The 24,860-nt window shown below is 51.6% G+C and carries 27 protein-coding genes; 17 read left to right on the forward strand and 10 right to left on the reverse strand.

The window, feature by feature from the left end:
- Positions 1 to 78 precede the first annotated feature (78 nt).
- The 9 genes from BLS59_RS16935 to BLS59_RS32515 all read left to right on the forward strand — a co-directional run bounded on the left by BLS59_RS16935 (position 79) and on the right by BLS59_RS32515 (position 5,189).
- Positions 79 to 663, forward strand: coding sequence for a zincin-like metallopeptidase domain-containing protein (locus tag BLS59_RS16935; RefSeq protein WP_262492960.1), 585 nt, complete (start codon positions 79 to 81; stop codon positions 661 to 663).
- The gene (locus tag BLS59_RS16940; RefSeq protein WP_091150767.1) at positions 656 to 1,084 is read left to right on the forward strand and encodes a M23 family metallopeptidase; all 429 of its coding nucleotides are present in this window, start codon (positions 656 to 658) and stop codon (positions 1,082 to 1,084) included. Before BLS59_RS16935 ends, BLS59_RS16940 begins: the two co-directional genes overlap by 8 nt.
- 13 nt (positions 1,085 to 1,097) lie before the next feature.
- Positions 1,098 to 2,339, forward strand: a complete 1,242-nt coding sequence (locus tag BLS59_RS16945; protein ID WP_091150769.1) for a zincin-like metallopeptidase domain-containing protein — start codon at positions 1,098 to 1,100, stop codon at positions 2,337 to 2,339.
- Between the two features lie 5 nt (positions 2,340 to 2,344).
- Entirely contained in the window at positions 2,345 to 3,127 is a 783-nt protein-coding gene (locus BLS59_RS16950; RefSeq protein ID WP_091150772.1) for a DUF4099 domain-containing protein, read from the forward strand.
- Positions 3,127 to 3,759 carry a hypothetical protein gene (locus BLS59_RS16955; RefSeq protein WP_091150774.1) on the forward strand — a complete coding sequence of 211 codons (633 nt, stop codon included), beginning with the start codon at positions 3,127 to 3,129 and terminating at the stop codon, positions 3,757 to 3,759. The genes BLS59_RS16950 and BLS59_RS16955 overlap by 1 nt, the downstream gene beginning before the upstream one ends.
- 15 nt (positions 3,760 to 3,774) lie before the next feature.
- Positions 3,775 to 4,248, forward strand: coding sequence for a PH domain-containing protein (locus BLS59_RS16960; protein ID WP_091150775.1), 474 nt, complete (start codon positions 3,775 to 3,777; stop codon positions 4,246 to 4,248).
- 123 nt (positions 4,249 to 4,371) lie between these two features.
- Complete coding sequence (locus tag BLS59_RS16965; protein WP_091150776.1) at positions 4,372 to 4,599, forward strand: hypothetical protein; 228 nt, start codon at positions 4,372 to 4,374, stop codon at positions 4,597 to 4,599.
- Positions 4,600 to 4,663: 64 nt separating this feature from the next.
- Positions 4,664 to 5,074, forward strand: coding sequence for a DUF1281 family ferredoxin-like fold protein (locus BLS59_RS16970; protein WP_091150778.1), 411 nt, complete (start codon positions 4,664 to 4,666; stop codon positions 5,072 to 5,074).
- Positions 5,064 to 5,189, forward strand: a complete 126-nt coding sequence (locus tag BLS59_RS32515; RefSeq protein ID WP_262492957.1) for a hypothetical protein — start codon at positions 5,064 to 5,066, stop codon at positions 5,187 to 5,189. The genes BLS59_RS16970 and BLS59_RS32515 overlap by 11 nt, the downstream gene beginning before the upstream one ends.
- A gap of 192 nt (positions 5,190 to 5,381) precedes the next feature.
- On the opposite strand, the gene BLS59_RS16975 is transcribed toward BLS59_RS32515, so the two are convergent.
- Positions 5,382 to 8,954 (reverse strand): ABC transporter permease, encoded by a 3,573-nt coding sequence (locus tag BLS59_RS16975; protein ID WP_091150780.1) that lies wholly within the window; start codon positions 8,952 to 8,954, stop codon positions 5,382 to 5,384.
- 246 nt (positions 8,955 to 9,200) lie between these two features.
- Between BLS59_RS16975 and BLS59_RS16980 the strand changes: the two genes are divergently transcribed.
- Together BLS59_RS16980 and BLS59_RS16985 are read left to right on the forward strand one after the other, a co-directional pair.
- Positions 9,201 to 9,437 (forward strand): hypothetical protein, encoded by a 237-nt coding sequence (locus BLS59_RS16980; protein ID WP_091150782.1) that lies wholly within the window; start codon positions 9,201 to 9,203, stop codon positions 9,435 to 9,437.
- Positions 9,416 to 10,057: a DUF1281 family ferredoxin-like fold protein gene (locus tag BLS59_RS16985; protein ID WP_091150784.1), complete on the forward strand. Its 642-nt coding sequence runs from the start codon at positions 9,416 to 9,418 to the stop codon at positions 10,055 to 10,057. The genes BLS59_RS16980 and BLS59_RS16985 overlap by 22 nt, the downstream gene beginning before the upstream one ends.
- Before the next feature lie 9 nt (positions 10,058 to 10,066).
- Here BLS59_RS16985 and BLS59_RS16990 read toward each other — a convergent pair whose 3' ends face one another.
- The 3 genes from BLS59_RS16990 to BLS59_RS17000 form a co-directional block, all read right to left on the reverse strand.
- On the reverse strand, positions 10,067 to 10,387 hold the full coding sequence (locus tag BLS59_RS16990; protein WP_091150786.1) for an RNA recognition motif domain-containing protein: 321 nt from the start codon (positions 10,385 to 10,387) through the stop codon (positions 10,067 to 10,069).
- A 29-nt stretch (positions 10,388 to 10,416) separates the two neighbouring features.
- Positions 10,417 to 11,223 (reverse strand): hypothetical protein, encoded by an 807-nt coding sequence (locus BLS59_RS16995; protein WP_091150788.1) that lies wholly within the window; start codon positions 11,221 to 11,223, stop codon positions 10,417 to 10,419.
- Positions 11,224 to 11,296: 73 nt separating this feature from the next.
- Positions 11,297 to 12,070, reverse strand: a complete 774-nt coding sequence (locus BLS59_RS17000) for a DNA-formamidopyrimidine glycosylase family protein (RefSeq protein ID WP_091150790.1) — start codon at positions 12,068 to 12,070, stop codon at positions 11,297 to 11,299.
- A 206-nt stretch (positions 12,071 to 12,276) separates the two neighbouring features.
- Here BLS59_RS17000 and BLS59_RS17005 point away from each other — a divergent pair, with 206 nt between their 5' ends.
- Positions 12,277 to 12,525, forward strand: coding sequence for a hypothetical protein (locus BLS59_RS17005; protein ID WP_091150792.1), 249 nt, complete (start codon positions 12,277 to 12,279; stop codon positions 12,523 to 12,525).
- Position 12,526: 1 nt separating this feature from the next.
- Positions 12,527 to 13,411 carry an SOS response-associated peptidase gene (locus BLS59_RS17010; protein ID WP_091150794.1) on the forward strand — a complete coding sequence of 295 codons (885 nt, stop codon included), beginning with the start codon at positions 12,527 to 12,529 and terminating at the stop codon, positions 13,409 to 13,411.
- 9 nt (positions 13,412 to 13,420) lie between these two features.
- Here BLS59_RS17010 and BLS59_RS17015 read toward each other — a convergent pair whose 3' ends face one another.
- Genes BLS59_RS17015 through BLS59_RS17030 form a run of 5 tightly spaced genes read right to left on the reverse strand, consistent with a single transcriptional unit; the run spans position 13,421 to position 19,217 of the window.
- Positions 13,421 to 16,222 carry an error-prone DNA polymerase gene (locus BLS59_RS17015; protein ID WP_317039772.1) on the reverse strand — a complete coding sequence of 934 codons (2,802 nt, stop codon included), beginning with the start codon at positions 16,220 to 16,222 and terminating at the stop codon, positions 13,421 to 13,423.
- Positions 16,207 to 16,632, reverse strand: coding sequence for a PHP domain-containing protein (locus BLS59_RS32285; RefSeq protein WP_240315260.1), 426 nt, complete (start codon positions 16,630 to 16,632; stop codon positions 16,207 to 16,209). The genes BLS59_RS17015 and BLS59_RS32285 overlap by 16 nt, the downstream gene beginning before the upstream one ends.
- Positions 16,629 to 18,131 carry a Y-family DNA polymerase gene (locus tag BLS59_RS17020; protein ID WP_091150796.1) on the reverse strand — a complete coding sequence of 501 codons (1,503 nt, stop codon included), beginning with the start codon at positions 18,129 to 18,131 and terminating at the stop codon, positions 16,629 to 16,631. The genes BLS59_RS32285 and BLS59_RS17020 overlap by 4 nt, the downstream gene beginning before the upstream one ends.
- Complete coding sequence (locus BLS59_RS17025) at positions 18,124 to 18,849, reverse strand: ImuA family protein (protein ID WP_091150798.1); 726 nt, start codon at positions 18,847 to 18,849, stop codon at positions 18,124 to 18,126. Before BLS59_RS17025 ends, BLS59_RS17020 begins: the two co-directional genes overlap by 8 nt.
- 11 nt (positions 18,850 to 18,860) lie before the next feature.
- On the reverse strand, positions 18,861 to 19,217 hold the full coding sequence (locus tag BLS59_RS17030; RefSeq protein ID WP_091150800.1) for a hypothetical protein: 357 nt from the start codon (positions 19,215 to 19,217) through the stop codon (positions 18,861 to 18,863).
- Between the two features lie 148 nt (positions 19,218 to 19,365).
- On the opposite strand from BLS59_RS17030, the gene BLS59_RS31645 reads away from it, so the two are divergent.
- The 4 genes from BLS59_RS31645 to BLS59_RS17045 all read left to right on the forward strand — a co-directional run bounded on the left by BLS59_RS31645 (position 19,366) and on the right by BLS59_RS17045 (position 21,361).
- Entirely contained in the window at positions 19,366 to 19,578 is a 213-nt protein-coding gene (locus BLS59_RS31645; protein WP_162842666.1) for a hypothetical protein, read from the forward strand.
- The gene (locus BLS59_RS31650; RefSeq protein ID WP_162842667.1) at positions 19,562 to 20,062 is read left to right on the forward strand and encodes a helix-hairpin-helix domain-containing protein; all 501 of its coding nucleotides are present in this window, start codon (positions 19,562 to 19,564) and stop codon (positions 20,060 to 20,062) included. The genes BLS59_RS31645 and BLS59_RS31650 overlap by 17 nt, the downstream gene beginning before the upstream one ends.
- Positions 20,059 to 20,649: an alpha-ketoglutarate-dependent dioxygenase AlkB family protein gene (locus tag BLS59_RS17040; RefSeq protein ID WP_091150804.1), complete on the forward strand. Its 591-nt coding sequence runs from the start codon at positions 20,059 to 20,061 to the stop codon at positions 20,647 to 20,649. The genes BLS59_RS31650 and BLS59_RS17040 overlap by 4 nt, the downstream gene beginning before the upstream one ends.
- Before the next feature lie 202 nt (positions 20,650 to 20,851).
- On the forward strand, positions 20,852 to 21,361 hold the full coding sequence (locus BLS59_RS17045; RefSeq protein ID WP_091150806.1) for a hypothetical protein: 510 nt from the start codon (positions 20,852 to 20,854) through the stop codon (positions 21,359 to 21,361).
- Between the two features lie 115 nt (positions 21,362 to 21,476).
- Here BLS59_RS17045 and BLS59_RS17050 read toward each other — a convergent pair whose 3' ends face one another.
- Positions 21,477 to 24,857, reverse strand: a complete 3,381-nt coding sequence (locus tag BLS59_RS17050) for an ABC transporter permease (RefSeq protein WP_091150807.1) — start codon at positions 24,855 to 24,857, stop codon at positions 21,477 to 21,479.
- Between the last annotated feature and the right edge of the window lie 3 nt (positions 24,858 to 24,860).

Below are 24,860 nucleotides of genomic sequence, written 5' to 3' on the forward strand. Positions count from 1 at the left end.
AAACTTATAAGTTATGCCGTATGACCGCACCGGAAAGTGGCCTAAATAACCAGCCAGTCTATCCGGTGCGGCATAATCATTCACGCGGCATTATGGCCGTTATGCCGATATCGGCATAAGGGGCACTGGAGTGGTCACGAAACGCGTTTGAACCGGGATCTCAGTAACCGTTACGGCAGTCCCGGCTATGCCAAAGAAGAATTACGCGCCGAGATTGCTTCGCTGATGCTGGGCAGCGAACTGAACATCGGGCATAATTTCGGCCAGCATGCGGCTTACGTAGAGAGCTGGATCAAAGTACTCAAAGACGATCCCGGCGAATTATTCAAAGCTTCTGCCGATGCACAGCACATCACAGACTACCTGATGGACTTTGAAAGAAAAAGGGCGCTTGCTTTGGAGTCAGCCCAAGTCAACGACGACAGGCTGATGAGCGGCGACAGGATCGCCTATAACGGAACCGTTTATCACGTATTGGACGATACAATTCATAAAGCCTGCCATATACAGGATTTAAATACCGGCGCTAAAACCAAACTGAAGGTGCAGGACGGCTTATACGCTTCGTTACTTCAGGTCAGGAATAATCCGCAGGAATTGGGCAGGGAGGATGAACTGACCATAGCAACCGAACAGGTATTTCAGGCACGCGGTTATGAATAAGCTTTTATGGATAGTTTTATGCTGTCTGCCGCTGCGGCATCTGTCCCTCACTTCAGGTTACGGGCTTCGGGTCCACCCCGTTACGGGTTTGGTACGCTTTCATGCAGGTATCGACCTGCGTGCCAGGCAGGACACCGTGTTTGCGGTGATGCCCGGCCGAGTGGATTTCGTGGGCTATGATTCCCTAACCGGCGTGCATATCCGGTTGATCAGTGGCGACTTTGCCATTTTGTATGGCCATCTGTCGCAGGTCTTTGTGCTGGCGGGTGATTCGGTGAATGCCTGTATGCCTTTGGGTGTTACGGGTTCATCAGGCCGGGTTACCGGTGAGCATTTACACTTCAGTATTTCTTTGAGACAGGTTCCTGTCAACCCGCTGCTTTTTCTGCGGGGCTTAACGAACAATCAATTAACAAATTAAATAAGGAAAAACCATGAGTACACCTTTTAAACCCCTGTCCGAACAGATCACGAACAAGATGATCGCGGACCTGAAAGCCGGAACATCCATCTTTCAACGGCCAAACAACAGTTTGAATTCGGCGTTGCCGTTCAACCTCGAAAGCGGGCACCGCTACGCCGGGCCGTCGGCGTTAATTCTTTTAATGCAGAAACGGGACGACCCGCGCTGGGGCACGTCCAACCAGGCCAACCGTAACCATACGGCGGTGGTGAAAGGCGCGACCGGTACGCTGATCCAGTTTATGTCCAATTATGAGTACCAGAAAATGGTGGACGCTGCGGGCGAACCGGTGCTGAAAGAGAACGGCAAGCAGCGTACCGAGCGTATCAGGCTGGAAGAACCCAAACAGGTAGATGCCTGGCTGTTCAACGGCGAGCAACTGCGCAATATCCAAAAATGGGAAAAGGAGCCAAACATCCTTTCACCTGCCGAACGCGCGCAGCTCATTTTGGATAACAGCAAAGCCGTGATCGAGCATGGCGGCGACGATATGTTTTATGACCGCCAGCTGGATGCCATCATTATACCGGAACAGGAACAGTTCCCAAGCCCGGAACAGTATTATGCGGAGGCGCTGCACCAACTGGCGCACCGGGTAAATGCCCGGGAAGCGCTTGACCGCCCGCAGCTCGGCAACGATCCGGGTGGTATGATCAGCGAGGAATTGCGCACCAATTTAGCATCGTTGTTTTTAAGCAAGGAACTGAATTTGCCTTATGACCTGAATGACCATGTGGGCTATGTGCAAAGCTGGTCGCTCATGCTGAAACAAGACCCCTCCGAACTGTTTAAAGCAGCCTCGGATGCGCAGCAGATCGTAGACAAGGTTTTAGGCTATGAACAGCAGATCGAGGAAAAGCAGGAAGCTGAACAAGGCGAGCAGGCAGATAATGCTATGGACACCGCTGCCGAAATTGATCAGCCAAAGATCGACCCGACCAAACTCAACGAAGGCGAAGTGATACCGCATAACGGCACCGAGTTTAAGGTCATCAAGGTGCAGAAAAACAATGTTTACCAGATGCAGGATTTGGGCAGTGAACAAAAATTTAAGATGAGCGCCAAAGACGGACTTTTTAAGGAATTGCTTGATGCGCGTAACAACTCGCAGGAAATGGGCCTTGACCGTGGCGCGTCCGCCGAAGAAGCTGCTTATCATGAAACCGAGGCCGTAGAACAATACCTGGATGAACAGTTCCAGATCGAAAGGTAATCGCTATGCTAAGACAACAATTTAAACGGGAGGAACTCCCGATGGAGGAACTCCAGAAGCTGGGGCTGGCGGACTGGAACGTTTTGCATATCGATGATGACGACCTGGCGGCATTGCTGGCAGGGCGGCGCACGGATATGCTGCGTTTGGAAAACCTGGAACAGCAGGGTTTGCATATCCCGGCTTTGGATGCCAAGCTGTCTTTGCGGCGCAATGAGGATGGCAAGGTAGAACTATTGGCGCATCCCATTTATAAATATGCCGAGGGGCCGGAATACCTGACCGATATCGAAAAGGAGAGCCTGGAAAAGGGCGAAGCGGTGAATGTGGTCAAAACCATCAGTGACGGCGAAGGCGACAAACGTGAAGTACTGGTCGAATTTGATAACGAGACCAATGAGTTTATTGAAGTCGATACGGGCAAGATCTTTCCGCCCGATGAAATTAACGGGATTCCCCTGACCAAAGAACAAAAGAAAAATTACCGGAAAGGCAAGGAAGTAGAAACCGAGGATGGTACGACCATTCAGTATTCCGCGCAGGATAAACACGCGATCCGCGCCAACCGTTTGGCCCTGATCGCCTCGATATTGATCGACGGTGGTGTTTCTTATGTCCTGTTTAAAGGCTTGAATGCCCTGTTTAACAAGAAACAGGAGGCCGCGCCGGGTAAGAACTTTAATCAGGCTTTGGAAAAACTTAAAGAGGCTGAAGCGAAACGCGTTGCGCCGGATATTAAGGCTGACAAGGGCGAGGACGAGGAAATTTCCGAATCGATCAGCCGCTGATGCATCCTTATTTTACGCGCTTAGCGATCAGGCCGGAAGTACAAAGGTTCTTCCGGCCTTTTTACCAGGTGGATGCTATCGGTAACCCCCTGTTTGCTTATGGTGCAGAAAGCGAACATTTCGGTTTTGCTTTTCATAAGGTGCCAGTAACGGATAGCGTTTGGCTGGCCGGTAACCTGCAATTTCCGCAAGTCCGGCTGGTTATCCTGTCCGCTTCGGCACTCGACGCCGTTTCCTGGCTGAACAAAAAACTGCCTGCCTTTCCGCAGACCGAAAATATACTGTTTGTGAGCTTGGGCGCGGGTGTCAGCGATGTACAGTCGTTGTGGCTGCGGGAGCATTTCGCGGGTAAATCTTTTCGACTGCTATTTGGTAATGATCTGTTGGGACGCATGGCTGATCTGAAGCTGGCGGCTGCTATTCGTGGCTGGCCTTTGTCGGTGTTCCTGGCTGAAAAAGAACAGGTTGTTGTTAACTTTCGTTCCCGGCAATTTTCTTTCGGCCAGGAACACTTCAGTCTTTTTGCCTTCGAAAAGGCTGCGGGTGTACGCTTTGGTATGGCCACCGACAAGCCAAAATCATTTAACACATTTTTTGACGAGCTGAAGGCCAGGGCCGGACTGCTGGCCTGATTAATCTTAATTTTTATGGAATCTTTGATAGTTGATGAGCCGCAGGTGATCACGATCCGGCCTGCGCGTGTTTTTGCTTTTGTGCATGTCATGGCTTTTATGCTGTGCAGCCTGGGCTTTTTACTACTGGCCTGGCGCTTTTGGCCGGGGCTGGTCTGGATCAGCTTATTGTCCGCCCTGTTCGGGCTTTACCGCTTTTGGTTTATCCGCTGCGTTTGCTATACCATCACGCCGGAGATCATCCGCATTCGCCGGGGCATCTTTTTCAAGCGTACCGACCAGCTAGAATTATTTAGGGTCAAGGACTATATTTTGACCCAGCCGTTCTTATTACAAGTCTGTGGTTTGATGAACCTGACGCTGAAAAGCACCGACCCGGAGAATCCGGTCATCTGGCTGCGGGGCATTCCCGCCTCCGACCTGGTGGATACGCTGCGCGGCTATGTGCAGCAAGCCCGGCTGAACAACAAAATTTACGAAATTAATTAAACTTTTTCCTTCAAAATCAGTCAAATAACTAATTAATTTAGTATATTTAAGGTATAAAACACGAGGGTATTTCAACCAATTTGCCCGAGGTTGCTTAGCAAGAGATCCGATCATTTGATAGTAATGAAAACATTTGTTTATCTGGTATTTACCTGTTTTATTTCTACCGGCGCTTTTATGGGGGTCCTGTATTCCAAAACTCCGCTGCTGCTTTACGCCGTTGGCTTTGGCATCTGGGCACTTTTCCTGTGGGGGCTTAACCGCCGCATGAAAAAAAATGAGCTGCGCCGCAGCATGGAGCGACAGTTCCAGGACTATATGCGTTACCAGCTGCGTAAGCCCGCACGCTGAAAACTAATTTAATACCGACCCGCTGTGACCACAGCGGGTTTTGTTTTACCCCTAATTTATTGCTATGCCCAACTGGTGTTCCAATAGCGTGGTGTTCTCGGCAGACGAGGCCACGCTGGAAAAGATCCGCAATATGTTTGCGGACATTCAGCAAAAACAGGAATCAACCGGGCTTTACCAGTTGCCCTCATTCGCCAAATCCGATAAGGGCGTGATAACCGATATCGTGATCAGCCAGGACCGCTTTGAATTTGAAACACGCGGGGAGCCTAACCTGGAGCTGATGATCGAAACAGCGCAATTTTACGGGGCTTCCTTCGTCAGCAGGTTTGCCGAAATGAGCAATGGCATTTATGGTGAGGCGAGCTTCGCCGGCAGCACGCTCCGGCTGGTTACCCTCGATCAGCAGGACTTTATGGCGCTCCGCTATGACCCTGCGCAAAAGAGTTATCCCTGGGGCGGCAATGTTTTTTGAATATAAAGGCGACCTGCTGGATCATATCCTCGACCAAAAGATTGCCACCATCCCGGACTGGCCAACCAACCTGCGTCAGCCTGAAAACGGTACCGGGCCAGGTACGGAAGTGTGACCGATATTAAACCTTTTTCTGTAGTTTTGTCTTATTATACGCGGGCAAATCTGCCCGCATTGTGATAAGGTTTCCTCTAAAAATAACATCAATTATAGGGTCTTCAATTTTCATATCATAGTAACCGGCTAACTTTTGCTTTTAGTCATGTCAGGTTAAATTAATTGAAAACTTTCTGTCACCCGCCCGCTGTTAATCCGCCTTCAGGCTCTTGCCCGGATTAGCCAGCGCAGCCTGGATGGTTTGGTAACTAACGGTTAATAAAGCTATGCCTATTGTACCGGCTGCCGTTAATATAAATATCCACCAGGAAAAAGCCGTCCTGTAATTATAGTGCTGGAGCCATTGTTCCATAAAAAGGTAGGACAGGGGCATGGCAATCAGCAAGGAAATGAGAACCAACCGGATAAAATCTTTAGACAGCATTGCCCACAGCGCCGGGACTGTTGCCCCTAAAACTTTACGTACTCCGATCTCTTTTTTACGCTGCTCAGCCATAAAGGAGGCCATGCCGAAAAGGCCGAGGCAGCTGATCAGGATAGCGAGGAAAGAAAAACAGCTGGCCAGCTTTCCAACTCTTTCCTCATTGTCAAAGTTTTTGGCGAAATCTTCACTCACAAAATTATAAGAAAAGGGTGACGAAGCATCGTACTCCTTGAATATGGCGGCTATTTTAGTTAAAGCGGTGTGTGCGCTAACCGATGGGTTGATCCGCAGCAGCATATTGGATAAATGTCCTTTGCGCAGGTAAAAGAACATCGGTTTAGCCTGGTCATAGGGCGACCCGGTCACCAGGTCTTTAACAATGCCGACAATAGTATAAGTGCCGTTACCCTTCCAGCGGATCGTCTCACCCACCGGTTCTTTCAGTCCCATATAAGCCGCGGCCGTTTCATTGACAATAAAGCTGGTGGAATCGCTGAGAAAAGTGGACGACAGGTCGTGGCCGCGTTCAACTTTCCAGCCTATGGTTTGCCCGAACTCGGGAGTAATAGCGACACTGGTAAATTCCTCCTGAAGGGCTGGGCTTTTGCCGCGCCAATCGAGGCCGCTTTGGGTGACATACGTTTGCGTAACAGGCGTTTCCGATTCGGCAACCGCGGATACCATGCCGGAACTGATGAGGTCATTCCTCACGGCCTGGTATTGTTTATTGATCTCATCGGTTTGCAGCGGTATGGTGATCAGGCCATTGCGGGAATAGCCAACTGGCCGGTCTTTCGCAAATTCGACTTGGCGGAATATCACGATCGTGCCGATGATCAGCATTACCGAAGCAGTGAATTGCAGGACAACCAGCATCTTGCGCGGCAGCATAGCCAGCCGCCCGGTACGAAAAGTGCCCTTCAGTACTTTCACAGGCTGGAAAGAAGATAAGTAGATCGCAGGATAGCTGCCGGCAATTAGTGCGGTGAACACACAAAAACTGATGCTGCAAAGCCAGAAATAAATGTTTGTCCAGGGAATGCCGAGTTGCTTGCCTGCAATGCCGTTGAAGAACGGCAGGCTAAGCAGTACCAGCGCCAGCCCAAGCACAAAAGCCAGCAGTGCGGTCAGCAGCGACTCGGTATAGAACTGGATGATCAACTGGCTGCGCAGCGAGCCGATTGCCTTCCGGATGCCTACCTCCATCGCCCGTTTTTCCGAGCGGGCAGTGCTCAGGTTCATAAAGTTAATACAGGCCAGCAGCAGGACGAAAGTACCGATGATCCCGAAGAGCCAGACATACTGGATACGGCCACCGGTGTTCACCCCGTTTTTGAACTCTGAATATAAATGCCATTTGGCCATAGGATGCAGGAAGACCATGGGGTTGGAATGCACATCCGCCGTCTTACTGTTCCGGATCGCATTGAGCTTTACATCCTTAATCTTTTGAGAAACCGCCGACATGTCCGCGCCATCTGCCAACTGTACAAAGGTCTGGAACATGCTGGAGCCCCAGGGATTGGTAAAACGGGTATCATAATGCTGGCTTTGCACCAGTAAGCGCCAGGGTGCGATAAACTTAAGGTCAGCAAAATAGGAATTGGAAGTCAGGTCTTCGTAAACGCCGGCTACTTTTACTGTCAGGTCATGGTCAATGCGCAGGGTCTTATTCATGGCCTCTCCTTTACCGAAAACAGCCAGCGCGGCCGAACGTGAAAGCAGGATCGAAGAAGGATCGTTTAGACCGGCGCGACTTCCTTCGGCCATTTGTAAAGACAACATGTCCGTAATACCGGGGTCCATAAAATTACCATTCTGCTTCAGGTTATTTTCGCCAAAGGATAATACATGCGGCCAGGTACCGGATGCCATGACGACATGTTTAAAGTCGCTGCCATAATTACTCCGCAAGGCCTGTCCCGTTGGATAGGCCTGTGTATTCCAGGTTTCCGTTTGGTTGTTGCTGGTATGATTTTGCATGACCATGGCAATGCGGTCGTAATTCGGGATACTTCTATCGAAGCTCAGTTCGCTCCATATCCATAGACCGATGATCAGGCTGACCGACATGCCAAGGGCGAGGCCTCCGATATTGATAAACGATGTAAATTTCCTGGTGATCAGGGTTCTCCAGGCGATTTTCAAATAATTCTTAAACATAAAGCTGCGGGTTAGTTTTGTATAAGACCAGTTTGTAGCGGTCTTGTGACGCAAAATTATCGCAACGGGGCGGTTAAAAGGTCTCAAAGTGTAAGTTGGGCGCTCTTTTTCCAACGCTCGTTTATATTCCGCCGGGCTTAACCCTGTCATCTCCCGGAAGATCCGGTTAAAGGTAGATTTGGAATTGAATCCGGCGTCCAGCGCAATGCCGATAAGGGTCAGCCGGTCATAGGCTGGGTCCTGCATTTTTTGAACGACATCCGAAACGCGATACGCATTGATGAAATCGTTAAAGTTTTTCTTCAGCGCTGAATTGATGATCCGGGATAGTTCGTTTTGATTTATATTAAGTGTTTGTGCCAGCGAGCGTAAGCTGAGATCCGGATCGCGGTAATACAGGCGTGCCTGCATGGCCTCTTTAAGCCAGATGCCTTTTTGTTTCAGTTCCGCCGGCAGCAATAGCCTTGTGGATTGCACATTAACCGGTACTTCTGTGTTCAGCCTGGAAAACGCCGCCGCAGCGATCCGGATCATCATGACTGCAGATAGGAGATACAACGGATAAGAAGCTTCGTGACCCAGTTGGTCGTGGAAAAAAAAATAATTTATTAGGGTAAATGGCAACCATAACAGCCACGACAGACCCAGGCTGATAAGCATGCGTCGCAGCCACCGTAATTCATAACGGTACCGGTCACTTAATTCATTAAATTTCAGATGTCGGTAATACCGGTCAATCAGCCTGTTTGCTGCCCACAGGTAGCTCATGACGAAAAGCGAGGCCAGTAATTGAAAGATGAAATTAAACTGATCAAGTAAAACGTGCAAGCTAAGTGAAAGCACAAACGGACAAAAAAGAAGCAGATCTTTGCGGCGGAACTTATATCCCGTCCGGGTTAGTTTTAGTACATAAAAATAAATAAACGGCGCTACCGCCAGTACATATTGCATCGGCAGCCGACTCCAATTTGTTAAGTAATTATCGGGCAAAATGTCAATTCCTAAAATCAGTATCATCCACAACACCATAGTGGTTAAAGCAAGGGCAAGAAACAGATAGGCTGACCGGTTGGGCTTTTTAGCACACCACAACTGCACGCACTGGGTAGCCCCGACAAATATCGTTCCCAGGCAAGCCAGGTCATACAGGTTGATATGTAAGATGTATGCGTTCAAAGTAAATAGGCTGCTTCAATAGCCATTCCAAATTTATAAATGTTTGATTACCAGTAAGCTAGTAGAAGCCGATATAACTCGTGTAATAAAATCGAACATTCGGGTGTCCGCTTTTGATTAGCTACATGGCCTCCGTTGATTATCTTTGAACTACATTTTTGTGAGACCGGGTGTTTTTCAAATCATAACACTTAAGTTGGGGTTCCCGGCAGCGATTGCTTGGGAACCCTGTTTTTTACAACCCTTTTGAACGCTTTTTACGATGTTAACCTGGTGCGCCAACCGCCTGACCTTCTCGGGCGATCAAAAAAAACTTGCCGTGTGCTTTCCCTGTTCGGCGGGATGGCGAAAAAAGGGCAAAAAAAAATGCTTGGCCAGCTTCCCGCGTTCTTGCCAAAGGAACACAAACACTTTTATAATATCCGCATTGAAGGCAGCGACATCCTTTTGATACCAAATACATGCCCGATCATTCCGTGTTAATACTGATCGCAGATCACTTCGGGCTGGATTACCGAAACCAATACCACGAACCGGGCATGCTCCTGCACGGCGAAACCAACTATCAGCACAGCAAACTGGAGGATATTTATTTAGACGGCTATGATATGGATCGCTACAGGTTCGAGGGAGAACGGTTCTGGTACCAAAATGCGCCCTATAAAACAGAGGAAGAAGTCATCGACTTGCTGGTCGCTAACAAGAAGGCGGCCCTGGCTGCCGGGCAGTTCGTGCAGGAGGCTTATACCGAGAATTTCTTTGTCACCAAAAGCCAGCTCAGCCGCGAAGAAGTAGCTGCGCTATATAATGATCCGCCCGAGGGCGAATTGCTGCTGCCATTAGCGGAACTCAAGAATTTCGAGGCGGCCAAGGCTATCTTCGATTCCTGGTCCGAAGAAAATGTGATCCTAATGGAAAATTATTGTATGCAGGAATTCCAGCACTTGCCCCGGCTAAACTATAGCCAGGAGCAATATATTGCGTTGAGGTTTCTTGACCACCTGCTTACCGGGTGGCGTCAGCAACACCGGATCGACTATGAGGATCATCCATTCCTGACCCGGCCTGGTGACGGGCCGGATGAAACCAACCTGGGGCGCTAAGCGCCCCATTTACCACTTATTACCGTCGATCTCCCCGCTATTATCCCGGTATTCCCGGCGCAGCTTTCGAAAATTACCGCTCGAATCCTTCCCTCTTTCTTCCGCTTCCTTCACAGTGATCTTCCTGCCATAAATTTCCTTTTCATTCAAAGCCGAGATCGCGGCTTTTGCCTGATCATTCACCGGCATCTCCACAAATCCCCAGCCTTTTCTTTTCCCATCTTCATCCATCTTTAGCATGACACTATGTACCTGGCCGAACTGGGTCAGCATTTGTTTGAGTTCAGCTTCCGAAAGCTTGTGCGGCAGGTTCGCAATAAATAGTTTCATCGGTTTAAAATAGTGAAAAGTTTCGAAAGCTAAAAGATCATTTTGATCACCTTAGCGATCCCGTCCAGCAGGAGATCCAGGTCTTGCTTTTCCGGCTCACGGCCCTTGGCCGCATAACACAGCCGGACGATCTCCGCCAGTCCTTCCATATAACGCCAGGTATGAAAATCATAGACCTCCGCTTTTTTTAGCGCTTCGTTGGTTTCGCTGATCCCCGGATTCTTTTTGAGCCTGACTTGGTGGATACGCGCCAGCTGGCTAAGATGTTTGCCCAACACGACGCCCGCTAATATGCCCGCCGCGCGATATTGTTTATTGCGCGCCAGTTGCGCCGCCGCCGAAAGTTCGGCATCCAGCAGATCGGCCTGCAAATGCAATTGCAGGTCGTACAACGTGCTTTCAAAAGTGATCTTTACGGCATCTAGGATCTGCATTTGCTGCTGCATCATCGGAATGGCGGCATCCGGGCCGACGATGACCTTTTTATCAAAGCCTGCCGTAATGGTCACATTACGCAGGTAGTCTTCGATGACGTAATTTTCCGGCCTGACTTCCTTGCGCGTTTTCGGTGTTTCATAGAGCCGGGCGAAATCGGCAACCCGGTCCGGCAATAGCAGGCGAAGGAAGGTTAGGGCTTCGGAATACCAGGCTTGGTACTCATGGGCAAATGACGGCAGCTTTTTTTGAAAGGCCGTGTAATCCTGTTTTAACACCTGGGTAACATGCGCCGCCGTCTTTTGCGGGAACTGTTCGTTCTGCATCGCGTTAAAAAGGCCGACACCCTGTGCGCTCAAACGCTTCAGGTCGGCGGAAAATTGATCAAAACCGGTTTTCATGCGGGCGCAAAACTAAGCGAACGGCCCGGTTTTTCCAATTGATTTTGATCAAACGGCTGGTCAGTATCGATGATCATTCATAGCGTTCCTGGCCTGCCGTATAATAAGTTTTTCGTTTGGCGATTTCGGCGACGAGGATTTCTTCTCCTTTTGGCGTCAGCTTGTGTTTGGGCAGGTGGATTTTCAAAAAATCGCGCTCCTTTTCCGTGATCGTATCCGGGAAGTTATGGCGGATATGTGCTTCGGCATCGCTTAAGACCTCGGGTATCGCTTTGGTCAGTACGTTTAGCTGCTTTTGGGGTATTTTATTGGCTATGGAAAACGGCGAAATATTCGCGGCGTACAGGATTTCATCTACATAGGCGTTGCCGATTCCCTGGACGATCTTCCCTTCCTGCAGCACGGTTTTGATGGGTTTGGAGATCTTTTTAAGCGCTGTTTCGAGGTAATTATTTGGCAGCTCCATGGCATCGGGAACTTTTGATATTTCCGGGTCGAGGGTTAAGATAACGGCTTTTTGCCAGTCGGTGATGGCGAGCCCGGTGCCGCCAGCAAACTCCAGGGTGGCAACGGTAAATTTATTTTCGTTTTCACCCTCGTACCAGTACATCGATCCGTACAGCATCAATTGAACGCTGAGGATGTGCGTTTCGCCAAAGACAAAGTATAATTGCTTGCCTATACGGTTGATGGCGGTCAAGGTTTGTCCTTCCAAAGCCGACTTGAAATCGGCTTCCGGCAGCTTTAGCCTCCGGTGGACCAAAATGTTGATACTGGCCAGTTTTTTGCCAACCAGCCGCTTCGCCAGGTTGGTGCAGAAGATATTTAGATCCGGGATTTCAGGCATGGCTTTATTATTGATAGTTGCTCTCTATTCTTAACCGATTTCGCCGGGGATAGTTTCAGGTATTGACTTTCACTGTTTGACCGGTTAAAGTAACAAAAGCGCAACAGCGAATCCTGGCGGGGAACCGCGGATGTTTGCAGGCGCGTAAGGTTTAAAAAGTCTATCTTCCATTTCTTGTATTTGTGGGGATTGATTAATTTTAGCCTATGGAGGAGCCGTTCGTTATCGAGTATGAAGGAAAAACTGCAAAGGTCAGTGAGCACCATTTGCAGGATATGCGCGTCTTCCGGATCATTTTCAACGGCACGCGCAAGCCACTAACCATCACCGTTGCCGAAAAACCGGGGCGCAAGAAATGGTGGACTTCCGTGCCGCAGGGCCGCCAGAAAGAGGCCGAAGAAGTTGGCAGGCTAATTGCGGACTATATCCGGGCAAAACGAAAGGAGCAGCAATAGGATGTGTTATTACAATGGACAAAAAGTAACCCGGGCGGAATTCATCAAGCTCAAGGATCTGGAAAGAGCGGTCAGCAAATATGACTTTCTGGACAAAGGGGCGATCAGCGGCTTTACCGATACGCAAGTCGCCGTGGTCGTTGCCACGCCGGATAAGACCAATTTTGATATCGTGCAAATGGAATGGGGATATATCCCGAACTACCTGCGCAACCGCGAGGAAGTGGTGCGAATGCGGCAGGGCTACAAGGATGAAAAGGGCGAATGGGTCGAAGGCCAGCCGCAGCTCAACGCCAAAGCAGAGAACCTTTTTGTCAGCGAACGCAGCGGCGGCAGGTCCATGTTCTACGATGCGGCTAAACACCGGCGCTGCCTGATCCTGTCGACCGGTTATTTTGAATGGCGGCATATTTACAAAAAACATAAAAAGACGGGCAAGCGCTTAAAAACGCGGGATAAATATCCCTATTATGTGAGCCTGCCGGAACATGAATATTTTTTCACCGCGGCTATCTGGAATCCCTGGACGGATCAGGATACCGGCGAAATGGTGAACAGTGTAGCCATGGTAACCGCTATTGGCAATCGGCTGGCGATGTGGGTGCATAATTCCAAACGACGAATGCCCACTATTTTGAACGATGATCTGGCCTGGCGCTGGATTTCCAGAGACCTGAGTAAAGAAGAAATATTGGAAATTGCGGCGACCCAGTATCCTTACGAGCAAATGGACGCCTGCCCGGTAGCCAGCGATTTCTTAGCCAGGCTTGATCCTTCGGAGCCATTTGCCCATGCCAAACTTCCGGCAATCGATTTGTCTATCGAACCCACAGACGAACACCAGGAAGAAGTTGCGGAGGTGTCGCAGCAAGCTTGTTTGTTTTAGCTTTTCGAATTACCTGAAATTCCGGCTTTTTGGAAAAGGCTTTTTCAAGTCCTCGGCGCTCAGCGTATTTTCGAAATAAGCATCGGCATAGGGGTCAACCTTTTTCGCCGCTGTCGAATTTTTAAGCTGCCGTGCCTCCGCCGCCTTATCCTGCGTGAGCTGCCCGACCAGCCGGGAGTAGTCGTAACATCTGGTCACGATCAGGTGCGTGCTGCCGCCTTCCTGCTGTACCCGCCCCTCCACGCAAAGCACATCAGAATAAAGAATCTCTTTGGTAAACTTCTTAAAATTCTGTTTAAAGACCACCAGGTTGCAGGTGTCATCCTCATCCTCTAAAGTGATAAAACATACGCCCTTTGCAGTCCCCGGCCGCTGGCAGAACAGCATGATCCCGGCCAGACGGACATAAGTCCCGTTCGCTACGCCTTTGACCTGCCGGGTGGTCAGGGCGCGCAGCTTTTGCAATTGCGGGCGAAGGAAGCGGAGCGGGTGCGCCTTGATGGACAGGCCGGTGGTCGCATAGTCCTGTAGCACATGCTCGGAAAGCTGCATAAAGGGCAATTGCAGCTGCGGCTCAAAAGCGCTGTTGGAGGCCTGGCCGGCAAACAAACCGATGGGCCGGTCTTTGAGGGCTTCGGCTTCCCATAACGCCTGCCTCCGGTCGAGGCCGATGGAACGGAAAGCATCGGCTTTAGCCAGCAGGACAATTCCGGCCTGTGACACACCGGCTTCCGCCAGCTGCTCCATGCGGGTAAAGGCCTGCGTCCGGGGCGCTGTCAGGAAATGGCTGTCTTCTTCCCGCAAGCCCTTGACCTGGCGCAAGCCGAGGCGCAGCGCACAGAATTTGCCTTTCGTTTCTTCCAGCGTATAATCCCATTCGGAATGGTTGATGTCGATGTTACGCAGGGAAACGCCGTGCTTGTAAGCATCGCTCACCAGCTGCGCGGGCTGGTAAAAACCCATCGGCTGACTGTTGAGGATGGCGGCGGCGAAGACATCCGGATAATAGCATTTGATCCAGCAGGAAACATAGACCAGGTGGGCGAAGCTGATGGCATGGCTTTCCGGGAAACCGTAGCTGCCAAATCCCTCCAGCTGCTTAAAGATCCTTTCAGCGAATTCGCGGCTGTAGCCGCGGGCGGTCATACCGCCGATCAGCTTATGCTCAAACTTGCTGACCAGGCCGTTGAACTTAAAGGTCGCCATACTGCGGCGCAAAAGATCGGCTTCGGTCGGCGTAAAGCCGGCCGCGACAATGGCCAGTTCCATCGCCTGCTCCTGGAAAAGCGGGATGCCCAGCGTGCGTTCCAGTATCGCTTTGATCTCGTCGGATTCATAGGTAACCGGTTCAAGGCCCTGCCTGCGCTTGATATATGGATGCACCATATCACCTTGTATCGGGCCGGGTCGGACCAGCGCTACCTGGATGGCCAGGTCGTAAAAGTTTTTAGGCCTGAGCTGTGGTGCCATGACCATCTGCGCGCGGCTTTCCACCTGGAAGGTTCCGGCAGTATCAGCAGCAGTTACCATTTCAAAAACCTTCGGGTCATCCTGCGGGATATTCGCCAGCGTCAGGTCAAGCCCATGGTGCTTTTTGGCGAGGTCAAAGGCTTTGCGGATGGCGGTCAGCATGCCGAGCGAAAGCAGGTCAACCTTCATAAAACCGAGCGCGTCGATATCATCCTTGTTCCACTCGATATTCGTCCGGTTGATCATGCGCGCATGGAAGACCGGGCACAGGTCGCTGAGTTTACCCTGCGTAATCACGAATCCACCCGTGTGCTGGCCAAGCTGGCGCGGGAAGCCGATGAGCTGGCCCGTCAGCTGGATCACTTTCCGCAAGTGCCGTTCTTTCGGGTTCAGTCCGAGCTTAATGATCGTCTCTTCATCGATATGCTCATCCGCCAGTTCCCCGAAAGCTTTGGATAGTTTTTTAACCGTATCTACCTGTAAACCCATAGCCCTGCCCACATCCTGGATCGCGCCCTTGCTTTGCAATACGGTTACGGTCGGTAGGATGGCCGCACGGTCACGGCCAAAACGTCTGAATACATACTGCATGACTTCTTCCCGGCGCTCATGCTCAAAGTCCACATCAATATCCGGTGGTTCGGGCCGGTCATCCGACATAAAACGCGAGAACAGGAGCCGGTACTTCATCGGATTGACCGGGGTGATGCCCAGGCAATAGCACATCGCCGAATTCGCCGCCGAGCCGCGGCCCTGGCAAAGGATCTTTTGGGAACGTGCCCAGGCCACGTAATCATGTACTGTCAGAAAATATTTGGCATGACCGCGTCTTTTGACAAAGTCCAGCTCGAAAAGGAGCTGCTTCTCTAATTTGGGCGCCAGCTTTTCGCCAAAGAATTCATGCGCGCCTTTAAAGGTGACCTCGGCCAGGTAATCATCGGCGGTCATCCCTTCAGGCACCAGCTCATCGGGATATTCGTATTGTAAGCTCTTTAAATCGAAGTGGCAGGCATCTGCTATCTTTTGGGTGTTGGCTATAGCTTCAGGATAAGCATGGAACAAGCGCTCCATCTCTTTGGCTTCTTTCAGGTAACGCTCCGCATTCTGGTGCAGCAGGTAACCTGCGTTAAAAATGGTACGCTTCGCCCTGACGCAGGTCAGCACGTCCTGCAGTTCGCGACGCGACGGATCATGATAATGAACGTTATTGGTGGCCACCAGCGGTACAGCCAGTTCCGACAGCAGGAAGAGGCGTTTCGCGTCGCCGTCTGCAAAGGTGCGGGAGGCTGCGATATACAGGTCTTTAAGATGGTGACGGTATTCGGCTACCTCGTTTTTAATTTTTTGGGCAGCTCAAAATCGGCAGTGATCTTTTCCGGCGGGATGATGACAAAGATGCTGCCTTCCGCATATTCGTAAACGTCCTGCTTATGGAGAAAGCATTTTTCTTTTTCAGCCCGCAGGTTGCCTAAAGTGAGCAGGCCGGACAGCCGCGAGTAAGCGGCCTGGTCGGTGGGATAAGCCAGCAGGCTCGGTCCGTCCAGCAGGTCGAGCCGGACGGCCGGAATAAACTTAATGCCGCGGTCTTTGGCGACCACATAGGCACGGACGACACCGGCAAAGGTATTGCGGTCAGTGAGCGCAATAGCGGTGTAGCCGAGATCAGCCGCCGTATCGACGAGTTCCTCCGGGTGGCTGCCGCCGAGCCGGAAGCTGAAGTTGCTCGTGACCTGCAGCTCCTCGTAACTCATGGGAAATATCCGTGAATGAACCAGCGCCGCGTTTGGCCGGGCAAGTCGTTTGGCGTGCCGAACAGCCAGTAACGCATGCCTTCTTCGTCCTCGGCCACATAGTAATCCCGGTAGCCGCCATCCTCGATCCACCATTCATGACTGATCCTTTCCGGATCATCCGCATTCACAATGATATGCCGCTCATGACGGTAGACAAATTGCCGGGGCGCGTAATCAGGGGTCAGCGCCATCGCTTCGATGGGTTCCGGCGGCTCCAGCAATTGCACCGGGCGGATACTTTCTTCCGGCCAGTCGCTTTCCGGCGTCTGCGTCAGGTCAGCCGTGTTTCCGGCGGCACGTTCCGGCCAGTGGTGCTCCTGCGGCAGGTAGCGGTGTGTCTGATCTTTACCGACACGGGCGGCCACATTATCGAGCAGCTCAGCCACCTGTTCGCTGTCCACTGCCGGTTTGCCGTTCCAGAGCAGGTTCTGCTTGTCGCTAGCGGGTTCTGTTTTCGGAGCGTCCAAAATAAATAGCTCAATACCCAGGCCGGGCGCTACCTGGTCAAACTGCAAAGCGAACAGCTTAAAGATATGATCGGTGGGCTGGCTGGGATGATTGGTGCCGATGCTGAGTTGCCCCGACTTGCCGTCGATGCGGCAATAGGTCAGCACCGCGCTGCGCAAACCAAGCCCTTCACCATATAGCCGTTTGCACAGCGTATCGATCAGCGCATGAACAGTCGTTTCGATGACTTCGCGGGTACGGATCGGTTCCAGTAAAGCGACCCGTTCGGAATACGGGACTGGCTCTTTCAGCGGCAGCAGGAATTCCGCTTCCTGGCCGAGCGCCTGGTACAAGCGCAGCACCATATTGCCGCCGAAGCGGCGCTTTAAAACGGATTTGGGCATATGGATAAAGCTGCCGACCTGGTAAAAACCGAGTTCCCGCAGTTTGATCAACAGGTCAAGGCCCAAACGTAATGACCCAGGCGGCAAGGGCATCAGCGCATTGCGTTGCCCGCCCACCGGTACGATCAGGCCGCTTTCGGCGCAGCGCGCCACGGCCCAGGCGCAGCCGATGGTATCGGCCATGGAGGGACGGATGGTATAACCCAAAGCGTGTAAACGGCTGACCATATCTTTCAGAAATTCGGTCTCGCCGCCTTTCAGATGTGTGCAGCCGGTGACATCCAGCAGTAGACCATCCGGCGGGTCGACCATGACCAGCGGGGTATAGCGCAGGCACCATTCGGCCAGGCCTTTCAGCAATTTGATGTTCCGTCCGGGCTTGTTTTCAAAAAGCTGGATGCCCGGTGCGAGCACACGGGCATCGGCCGCAGCAATGCCCGGCTTCACCCCGTACTGCTCGGCCTGAGCGTTCATGGCCATGACCAGCATACGCCCGTGATCCGGCTCGGTAAAAGCCACGGGCAATTCGCGGAGCGAATGAAGGCGGATGGCCTCGCGGTCGGTCAGTAAATATTTGAACCATATGGATACAAAGCGCTTAGGCATAACGTTGCGCTTTTTCCGTCATCACTTCTTCCACCACCTGCGTAAACTGCCGGTCTTTCCATTCCATCGCCCAGGAACCGGGCTGCCCGTTCTTGACTTTCAATAGTTCCACCTGCCAGCGGGGAAAGCCCACGCCCGGCATCCCCGGCCGCAGCTTGCTGCGCAGCGGCTTCACCGTCCAGCGGGCGGTGCAGGCCGTGGTATTGAGCACCTTCACATCTTTCCGCAAAATAAATCCCGTCACCTGGCTTTGCTCGATCGCCAGCTGCAAGCGGCGCGATTCCATAAAACTCAGCAGCCTGGTTTCGCAGATCACCGCCGCGATACCATTACACTTCAGCGCTTCTTCCGTCACCCAGAGCACATCCTTTTCACGCACCACATCCACAAAAATGATCCGGTCGGGATTGATACCGAAACGTTTAAGCGCCGGCGGGTAGATCCGGCGCGTATAGCTCACCCAGACACACACGCCGCCCTTAGCCAGCAAGGTCTGTATAATGCCGGCAATAAAGCCGCCAATAGCAGCGGTAAATTCGGGCCGCGTGCTGATAAATTCATGCAGCGCGCCGGTCGGAAACACCTGGTTGGGAAAAGCGTTTTCGATCGGTCCCAGGCCAAAGGATTGCCTTTCCTCCGGCGCTACCGGGCGGAAACCTTCCCAGCCCAGCAGGTCCTGGCGCAGTTTATCGATCATTTCTTGTTTGGTCGCTGTCATGTCCCTTGGTTTTAAAGATCAAAATTGAATTCCGGAAAGCGGATGCCCGCCTCCCGGTTATACTGGCGGATCGCCGCAGCGATGGTGTTCAGTTCGCTGGTCGTAAACAGTTCATCATCCGTTTCGGGGTAGGCCTGTCGCGGCTGCCCGATATAATGGATGAGCTCGTAATAATTTTCCACGTCGGCCACGGTTTGCAGCGGTTGCGGGTCTTCATATTCGACGTTCACGTAGATGATCGAACGCCGCTCACCGGCAGTCACATCATAACGGCAAAAGCCGTCCACATCCGCAAAGTTTTGCAGCTGCTCGACCAGCAACGCGCACATTTTATTTCCTAATTCGATTTCGACACTATACGGCACCATATGACCTCCATTTTTGGGACTATAAAGTTATGCTAATATTTTTAGCATTTTCTTTATCTTTTTTACAAATTTTTACTCACATTGTTTTCATGACAAATAACTGTTTCCCGATATCCCTAAAACGATCAAGGCCAGGACCGAAAGATGGGTGCGTATCTTCCCGGACGCAGGAGACGGTTACAGGCTCTATGACCCGCTATTTGAACGGGAACTTGGCCGCATTTTGTTTGATGCAGCGGATAACTGGATCTATGATGGCGAGTTGCTCACCATCGAGGAACAGGAAGAACTGGCCGGCGCGATCACCGTCACCAGAAAGAAATGGACGAACTACTCAAAAACTTATGAAGAAGAACATTGATTATGAGCTGAGCGTAGCCGAAAAGCGGGCGCTCAAAGACCGCAAGGTCAGCCAAAAAATGCTGCGCGATTACGCGCCGGACGAGATCGCGGCTTTGCTGAACGCCTCGCCGCAACGCGCTAAAGAACTGGCTGCGCTGGCGGAATTCCAAAGCATTCCTTCGCTGGGCATCGGCTTTGCCAAAGAACTGATGGCGCAGGGCTACTTTTCCCTGGAGCAACTCAAGGGCAAATCCGCCATAGAACTTTTTGATGCCTTCGAAAAACACTGCGGCTGCTGGGCTGATCCCTGCGTGGAGGATTCTTACCGCCTGCTGGTCCATTATATCGAAAACCGCGATGACAATAAGCGCTGGTGGAACTTCACGGCCGAGCGCAAAGCCTACCGCGCCGAGCATGGCTTTCCCGCCGACCGGCCGCTGACCGCCTGGTACGAGACCGGGCAGTTCCCCAAAATGCAGGCTTTTAAGGAGGTAGCAAAATGACCGAACAACTATGTTTTTTTCCCGAAGCCGGCCAAAGCAAGGGGCTGCCCAAGAAACTACTGGCGTATACGCCCGGCCTGCTCGATACAGCCACGAGTGACCGCCTGCTGCAACAATTTATCCGGGAAACGCCCTGGAAGCAAACCACGCAAAAGCTGTGGGACAAGGAATACCTGACCCCGCGGCTGACCTGCTGGTATGGTGAAACGGAACGCATTGCCGGTACGCTCCCCTGGACACCCGAACTGCAAATGATCCGGGAGCTGGTGGAACCACTGGCCGGCGTCCGCTTCAACAGCGTCCTATTGAATTATTACCGCGACGGCAACGATTCGGTGGCCTGGCACAGCGACAAGGAAAGCATCATGGGCAGCCAGCCAACCATCGCTTCCGTGAGTTTCGGGCAAGTACGCAGCTTCGATATCCGTAAAAAGACCGATCACAGCGAGCATTATTCGGTAAGGCTGGAACACGGCTCCTTCCTGCTGATGAAAAGCGGCCTGCAGGAGCATTGGGAACACCGCATCGCTAAGTCTATCAAAGCGACGAAGCCGCGCATCAACCTGACTTTTAGGCTGGTACTTTAGGATTTTAAAATAATTTGTTATCTTGCCTGCCTAATGACCACCAACCAATTATATAGCAGAATCTATAACGCGATAACTATCGTGGTGGCTGTCATTATTATTATTCCGATTTCCCCGGGAGTATCCTGATTGCCCTTTAATTAAGCCATCATATACGAGCCTCCCGGAAACCCCGGGAGGCTTTTTTTATTTCAAACCAATCATGAAAAAGCCAGCAACCTCCGAAAACCAGTTTATTTTCTCTATCCATGCCGAAGACAAAAAGGGTCTGATTGGCCAATTGCTCATGCACTTTAACCGCAGCAGCTATGATGTGCAAAGCCTGAATGTCGCCCGCACGGACATCAGCGACCTGGTGCTGATCACTTTAGAAGCGTGTGTCCCGGAAGCGGTCATCGAACCTTTCCGCCATAAACTCCAAAAGATCGTGGAAGTATACGCGGTTAACTTTTGCCCGGCTAACGATGGCCTCAGGAAAGTTGGTTTCTACCGCCTGGCCAAACCGGCGCTGGACGCCAGGCTGTGGGAACTCATGAACAAATTCGGCGCTACGCTAAGCAGCATAGCCGAGCACAGCCTGGTGATCTCCAAAACAGGCTCGGATAAAGACCTGGCTGAGTTGTATGCGCTGCTGGAAGGGCCGCATTTACTGGGGTTCTGTAAGAGCGGGCTGATCCGGGAAGAGAGCCTGGTGCCGTTTGATGCGCTTTAAGCTAATGCTTGAACGAACAACAAAGCCGCGCTATTAAACGGCCCGGAACATCCGGGCCGCATAAATCATTTTTCAGGCTAAAAACAATTACACCTCGCGCAGCTGAAAATAACGGTTACTCGCTCCGTAAGCTTTTGACCGGGTTGACTAACGTCACTTTAATGATCTGAAAGCTGACCGTGACCAGCGCGATCAAGATGATCGCAGCGCCGGAAAGTGCGAAGACCCACCAGGACAGCGGCGCCCGGTAGGCAAAGCCTTGCAGCCAGCCGTGCGTCACCAGCCAGGCCAATGGCAGGGCAATAGCGATCGCGATGCCGATCAGCGTCATAAATTCAGCGGACAGCAGCGCAAACAAGGAACCGGTACCCGCACCGAGCACCTTGCGGATACCGATCTCTTTAACACGCTGTTCGGCGGTAAACATCGCCAGGCCTAAAAGGCCCAGGCAGGATATAAAGATCGCCAGCCCGGCGAAAATATCGGCTAACCTGTTGATGACCTGTTCATTTTGATAAAGCAGCTGGTATTGCTGGTCGACAAAATAAATGACCGGTGGAAAGGCAGGGTTTAATGCTTTGCTCAGGTTTTCAATTTGGGTAAGCGCTGCCGCTGTTTTGCCGGGCTGGGTTCGCACCAAGACCACGCCGGACGGGTCATTTTCACCGGCGGCCAGCACCATCGGTCCGATCGCTTCATGGAGCGAATGAAAATGAAAGTCTTTAACCACGCCGACGATCGTTCCCCGCTTTCCCATATAGGCGAATGGCTGACCGATAGGCTCTTTGTAGCCCGTTAATTTGATCGCCGTTTCATTCAGGATATAGCTTGAACTATCAGACGGGTAGGCTTTGGAAAATTCACGTCCTGCCACCAAGGTCAGCTTCATGGTCCTGAAATAATCATAGCCAATAAACGCACGGGTAAACATGATGTTGGAGGTGCTGTCATGACCGGTCCAGTTTACCGCTGGGCTGCTGCCATAAATGTCAACCGGCGCAGAGCTCACGCGGCTGACGGCCAATATGCCGGGCTTATTTAATAGTTCATTCTTGAAAACTTCGTATTGGGAGGAGAGCTGTCCTTCCATCGGCAGGTAGACCACGTTCTCGCGGTCGTAGCCCAGGTCTTTGGAGGCCAGGTAATTCATTTGCCGCGAAACGATGATGGTGCCGGTGATCAGCACCACCGACAACACGAACTGGAATACGACCAAGCCCTTCCGGAAGAAAAGGGTGCCGGTATCCAATTTCACGGCGCTCTTTAAAACTTTAATGGGTTTGAAAGCTGATAAAAAGAAGGCCGGGTAACTCCCGGCGACGAGGCCCGTGACAAGCGTGACACCGGCAGTAATCAGCCAAAACCCGGGCTGTGCAAATGGCAGGGCCAGCTGCTTTTGGGTGATCTGGTTAAACCCGGGTAATAACAACCATTCTAATACCAGCGCGAAGACCACGGCGATCAGGGTGACCAATAAAGATTCCGTCATGAACTGTCCGATCAGCGAACCGCGCAAGGCACCTGCCACTTTGCGGACACCCACCTCTTTTGCCCGTTTAACCGAACGCGCGGTGGACAGGTTCATAAAGTTGATACAGGCGATCAACAGGATAAAAACAGCTATCAGGCTAAACAGGTGTACATATTCAATACGCCCGCCTGCGGGTTTGCCGCTGGCCAGGTCATTATGCAGGTAAGCCTCGGCATAAGGCTGCAAAGCGATATCGGCATACCAGTTCGCCGTGCTACGGTTAATATGGTAATAGAGGTCAAAGACATGCGCGATCTTGGCGTTGACAGCGGCAACATTTGCCTGCGGCCGTAGCATGACATAGGCCTGTGGCCCGGTGTTCCCCATCTCCCTCGCCCAGGGATTGTTATGCAGGAAAGTATCCCAGTTGGTCAGGAAATCAAAGGACTGTGATGCGTTTTTAGGCAGGTTCTCAAAAACGGCGGTGATCTTAAAATCCCGTTGATTTTGATAACGGATCGTCTTTCCAATGGCTTGCGCAGGATTGCCATAAAATATTTCTGCCATGTGCCTGGAAATGGCAATGGCATCCGGCGAATTCAGTGCCGTCTGCGCTGAACCGGCCAGCAGCGGATAGCTGAACATTTTAAAGAAATCGGCTTCGGCCGAATTACCGTTCATCTTGACGACTTTGTCGCCCACCTGGAAAGCGCTGTTTTCGCCGAAGCCGATATTGGTCGCATATTCAATATCCGGGAACGCCCTTTTCAGTTCATCGGCCAGGACACCGGGCAGTTCATAAGAACCGGAGGGTACATGGTGATCGTAATTGGTTTTATACACCTTGAACAAACGGCTGCTGTTCTGGAAAAATCCGTCGACGCTGTATTCATTTTGCACCCATAGCAAAATCAGCAAACTACAGGCCAGGCCGACGGCCAGCCCTGAAATATTAATAATGCTTTGCGATTTGTGTCGGAGTAAACCGCGCCAGGCGGTCTTGATGTAATTCTTTATCATAAAACTGCGTTTGATATTTAAACGCAATGATAGCGGCTCCAGGCGCTGCGGAAGGCCCGGATTATAACTTGGGCGCTGTTTAGTCAACTCACTTTTGTACTCGGCAGCGCTTTTCCCGGTCACTTCTCTAAAGACCCGGTTGAAGGTCGTCTTGGAATTGAAGCCTGATTCGTAGGCGATCCCCAGCAGGGTGAGCTGGTCATAAGCGGACTGCTTCATTTTCCGCACTACTTCCTGTACCCGCAATTCACCAATAAAATCGTTGAAGTTCTTTTTGAGGCCCAGGTTGATGATGCGCGATAATTCGTGTAGCGGCAGGGTCAGTTGAGCGGCCAGCGATGGCAGGGTCAGGTCGGGATCTTCGTATAAACGCCGCTCCTTTACCGTTCGCTTCAGCCACCGGCCTTTTTCACGCAGGTCGTCGGGTATCCGGTTTGGCTGCGGCATGGCGATAATTGTCCCAGGCTTTACAAGCACCTGCGCTGCGATAACGACCAATACCGCGGCGGAAGCTACCGCGAAAGCATCGCTGCATAACCACAACAAAACGCTGACAGCAAACAAATACAAAAATGTTTGCAGCAGCCGGAACCTGGACCGGGCCCTGTCCATCAATACGGGCTGCATGCGCTCGTAAGCTTGCTGTATGAGCCGGTAAGCCAGATACAAATAAACGAGAATAGCAACAGTTACCAGCCATGCGGGCAGCAGCGGGTTGATTAATACCACGCTGAAATGAACCCAGTCTTTGCTGCGAAAAAGCTGCTCCGGCCACACGATGTTGCGGGTAAAAAAATAGAGCAAGGACCCCAATGCCAATGAAAAGTCCACCGGTAAGGCTGCCAAATGCAGGGCCATGACCACCAGGGCCAGGCTCAACCATAGGGCAGCAGCCGGCGCTTGCTTCCTGGCGAATACTAATAATATGGACAGGGTAATCGCACAACAAATTGCCGCCAGCCGAAGCAGGTCATTAGCGGCGATATGAAAGATGAAGGAATGCAATGG

This window comes from Mucilaginibacter pineti, from assembly GCF_900101875.1.
GTDB classification, from domain to species: Bacteria; Bacteroidota; Bacteroidia; order Sphingobacteriales; family Sphingobacteriaceae; genus Mucilaginibacter; species Mucilaginibacter pineti.

Bases quoted from the DNA above. Each gene is read 5' to 3' on its own strand.
- BLS59_RS17000 (WP_091150790.1), bottom strand. From the start codon at position 12,070: ATGCCTGAAATCCCGGATCTAAATATCTTCTGCACCAACCTGGCGAAG.
- BLS59_RS16990 (WP_091150786.1), bottom strand. From the start codon at position 10,387: ATGAAACTATTTATTGCGAACCTGCCGCACAAGCTTTCGGAAGCTGAA.
- BLS59_RS17010 (WP_091150794.1), top strand. From the start codon at position 12,527: ATGTGTTATTACAATGGACAAAAAGTAACCCGGGCGGAATTCATCAAG.
- BLS59_RS17045 (WP_091150806.1), top strand. From the start codon at position 20,852: ATGAAAAAGCCAGCAACCTCCGAAAACCAGTTTATTTTCTCTATCCAT.
- BLS59_RS16950 (WP_091150772.1), top strand. From the start codon at position 2,345: ATGCTAAGACAACAATTTAAACGGGAGGAACTCCCGATGGAGGAACTC.
- BLS59_RS17030 (WP_091150800.1), bottom strand. From the start codon at position 19,217: ATGGTGCCGTATAGTGTCGAAATCGAATTAGGAAATAAAATGTGCGCG.
- BLS59_RS17025 (WP_091150798.1), bottom strand. From the start codon at position 18,849: ATGACAGCGACCAAACAAGAAATGATCGATAAACTGCGCCAGGACCTG.
- BLS59_RS32285 (WP_240315260.1), bottom strand. From the start codon at position 16,632: ATGAGTTACGAGGAGCTGCAGGTCACGAGCAACTTCAGCTTCCGGCTC.
- BLS59_RS17040 (WP_091150804.1), top strand. From the start codon at position 20,059: ATGACCGAACAACTATGTTTTTTTCCCGAAGCCGGCCAAAGCAAGGGG.
- BLS59_RS16960 (WP_091150775.1), top strand. From the start codon at position 3,775: ATGGAATCTTTGATAGTTGATGAGCCGCAGGTGATCACGATCCGGCCT.
- BLS59_RS16985 (WP_091150784.1), top strand. From the start codon at position 9,416: ATGCCCGATCATTCCGTGTTAATACTGATCGCAGATCACTTCGGGCTG.
- BLS59_RS16965 (WP_091150776.1), top strand. From the start codon at position 4,372: ATGAAAACATTTGTTTATCTGGTATTTACCTGTTTTATTTCTACCGGC.
- BLS59_RS32515 (WP_262492957.1), top strand. From the start codon at position 5,064: ATGTTTTTTGAATATAAAGGCGACCTGCTGGATCATATCCTCGACCAA.
- BLS59_RS16955 (WP_091150774.1), top strand. From the start codon at position 3,127: ATGCATCCTTATTTTACGCGCTTAGCGATCAGGCCGGAAGTACAAAGG.
- BLS59_RS16940 (WP_091150767.1), top strand. From the start codon at position 656: ATGAATAAGCTTTTATGGATAGTTTTATGCTGTCTGCCGCTGCGGCAT.
- BLS59_RS16945 (WP_091150769.1), top strand. From the start codon at position 1,098: ATGAGTACACCTTTTAAACCCCTGTCCGAACAGATCACGAACAAGATG.
- BLS59_RS16995 (WP_091150788.1), bottom strand. From the start codon at position 11,223: ATGAAAACCGGTTTTGATCAATTTTCCGCCGACCTGAAGCGTTTGAGC.
- BLS59_RS31650 (WP_162842667.1), top strand. From the start codon at position 19,562: ATGAAGAAGAACATTGATTATGAGCTGAGCGTAGCCGAAAAGCGGGCG.
- BLS59_RS17005 (WP_091150792.1), top strand. From the start codon at position 12,277: ATGGAGGAGCCGTTCGTTATCGAGTATGAAGGAAAAACTGCAAAGGTC.
- BLS59_RS16970 (WP_091150778.1), top strand. From the start codon at position 4,664: ATGCCCAACTGGTGTTCCAATAGCGTGGTGTTCTCGGCAGACGAGGCC.
- BLS59_RS17020 (WP_091150796.1), bottom strand. From the start codon at position 18,131: ATGCCTAAGCGCTTTGTATCCATATGGTTCAAATATTTACTGACCGAC.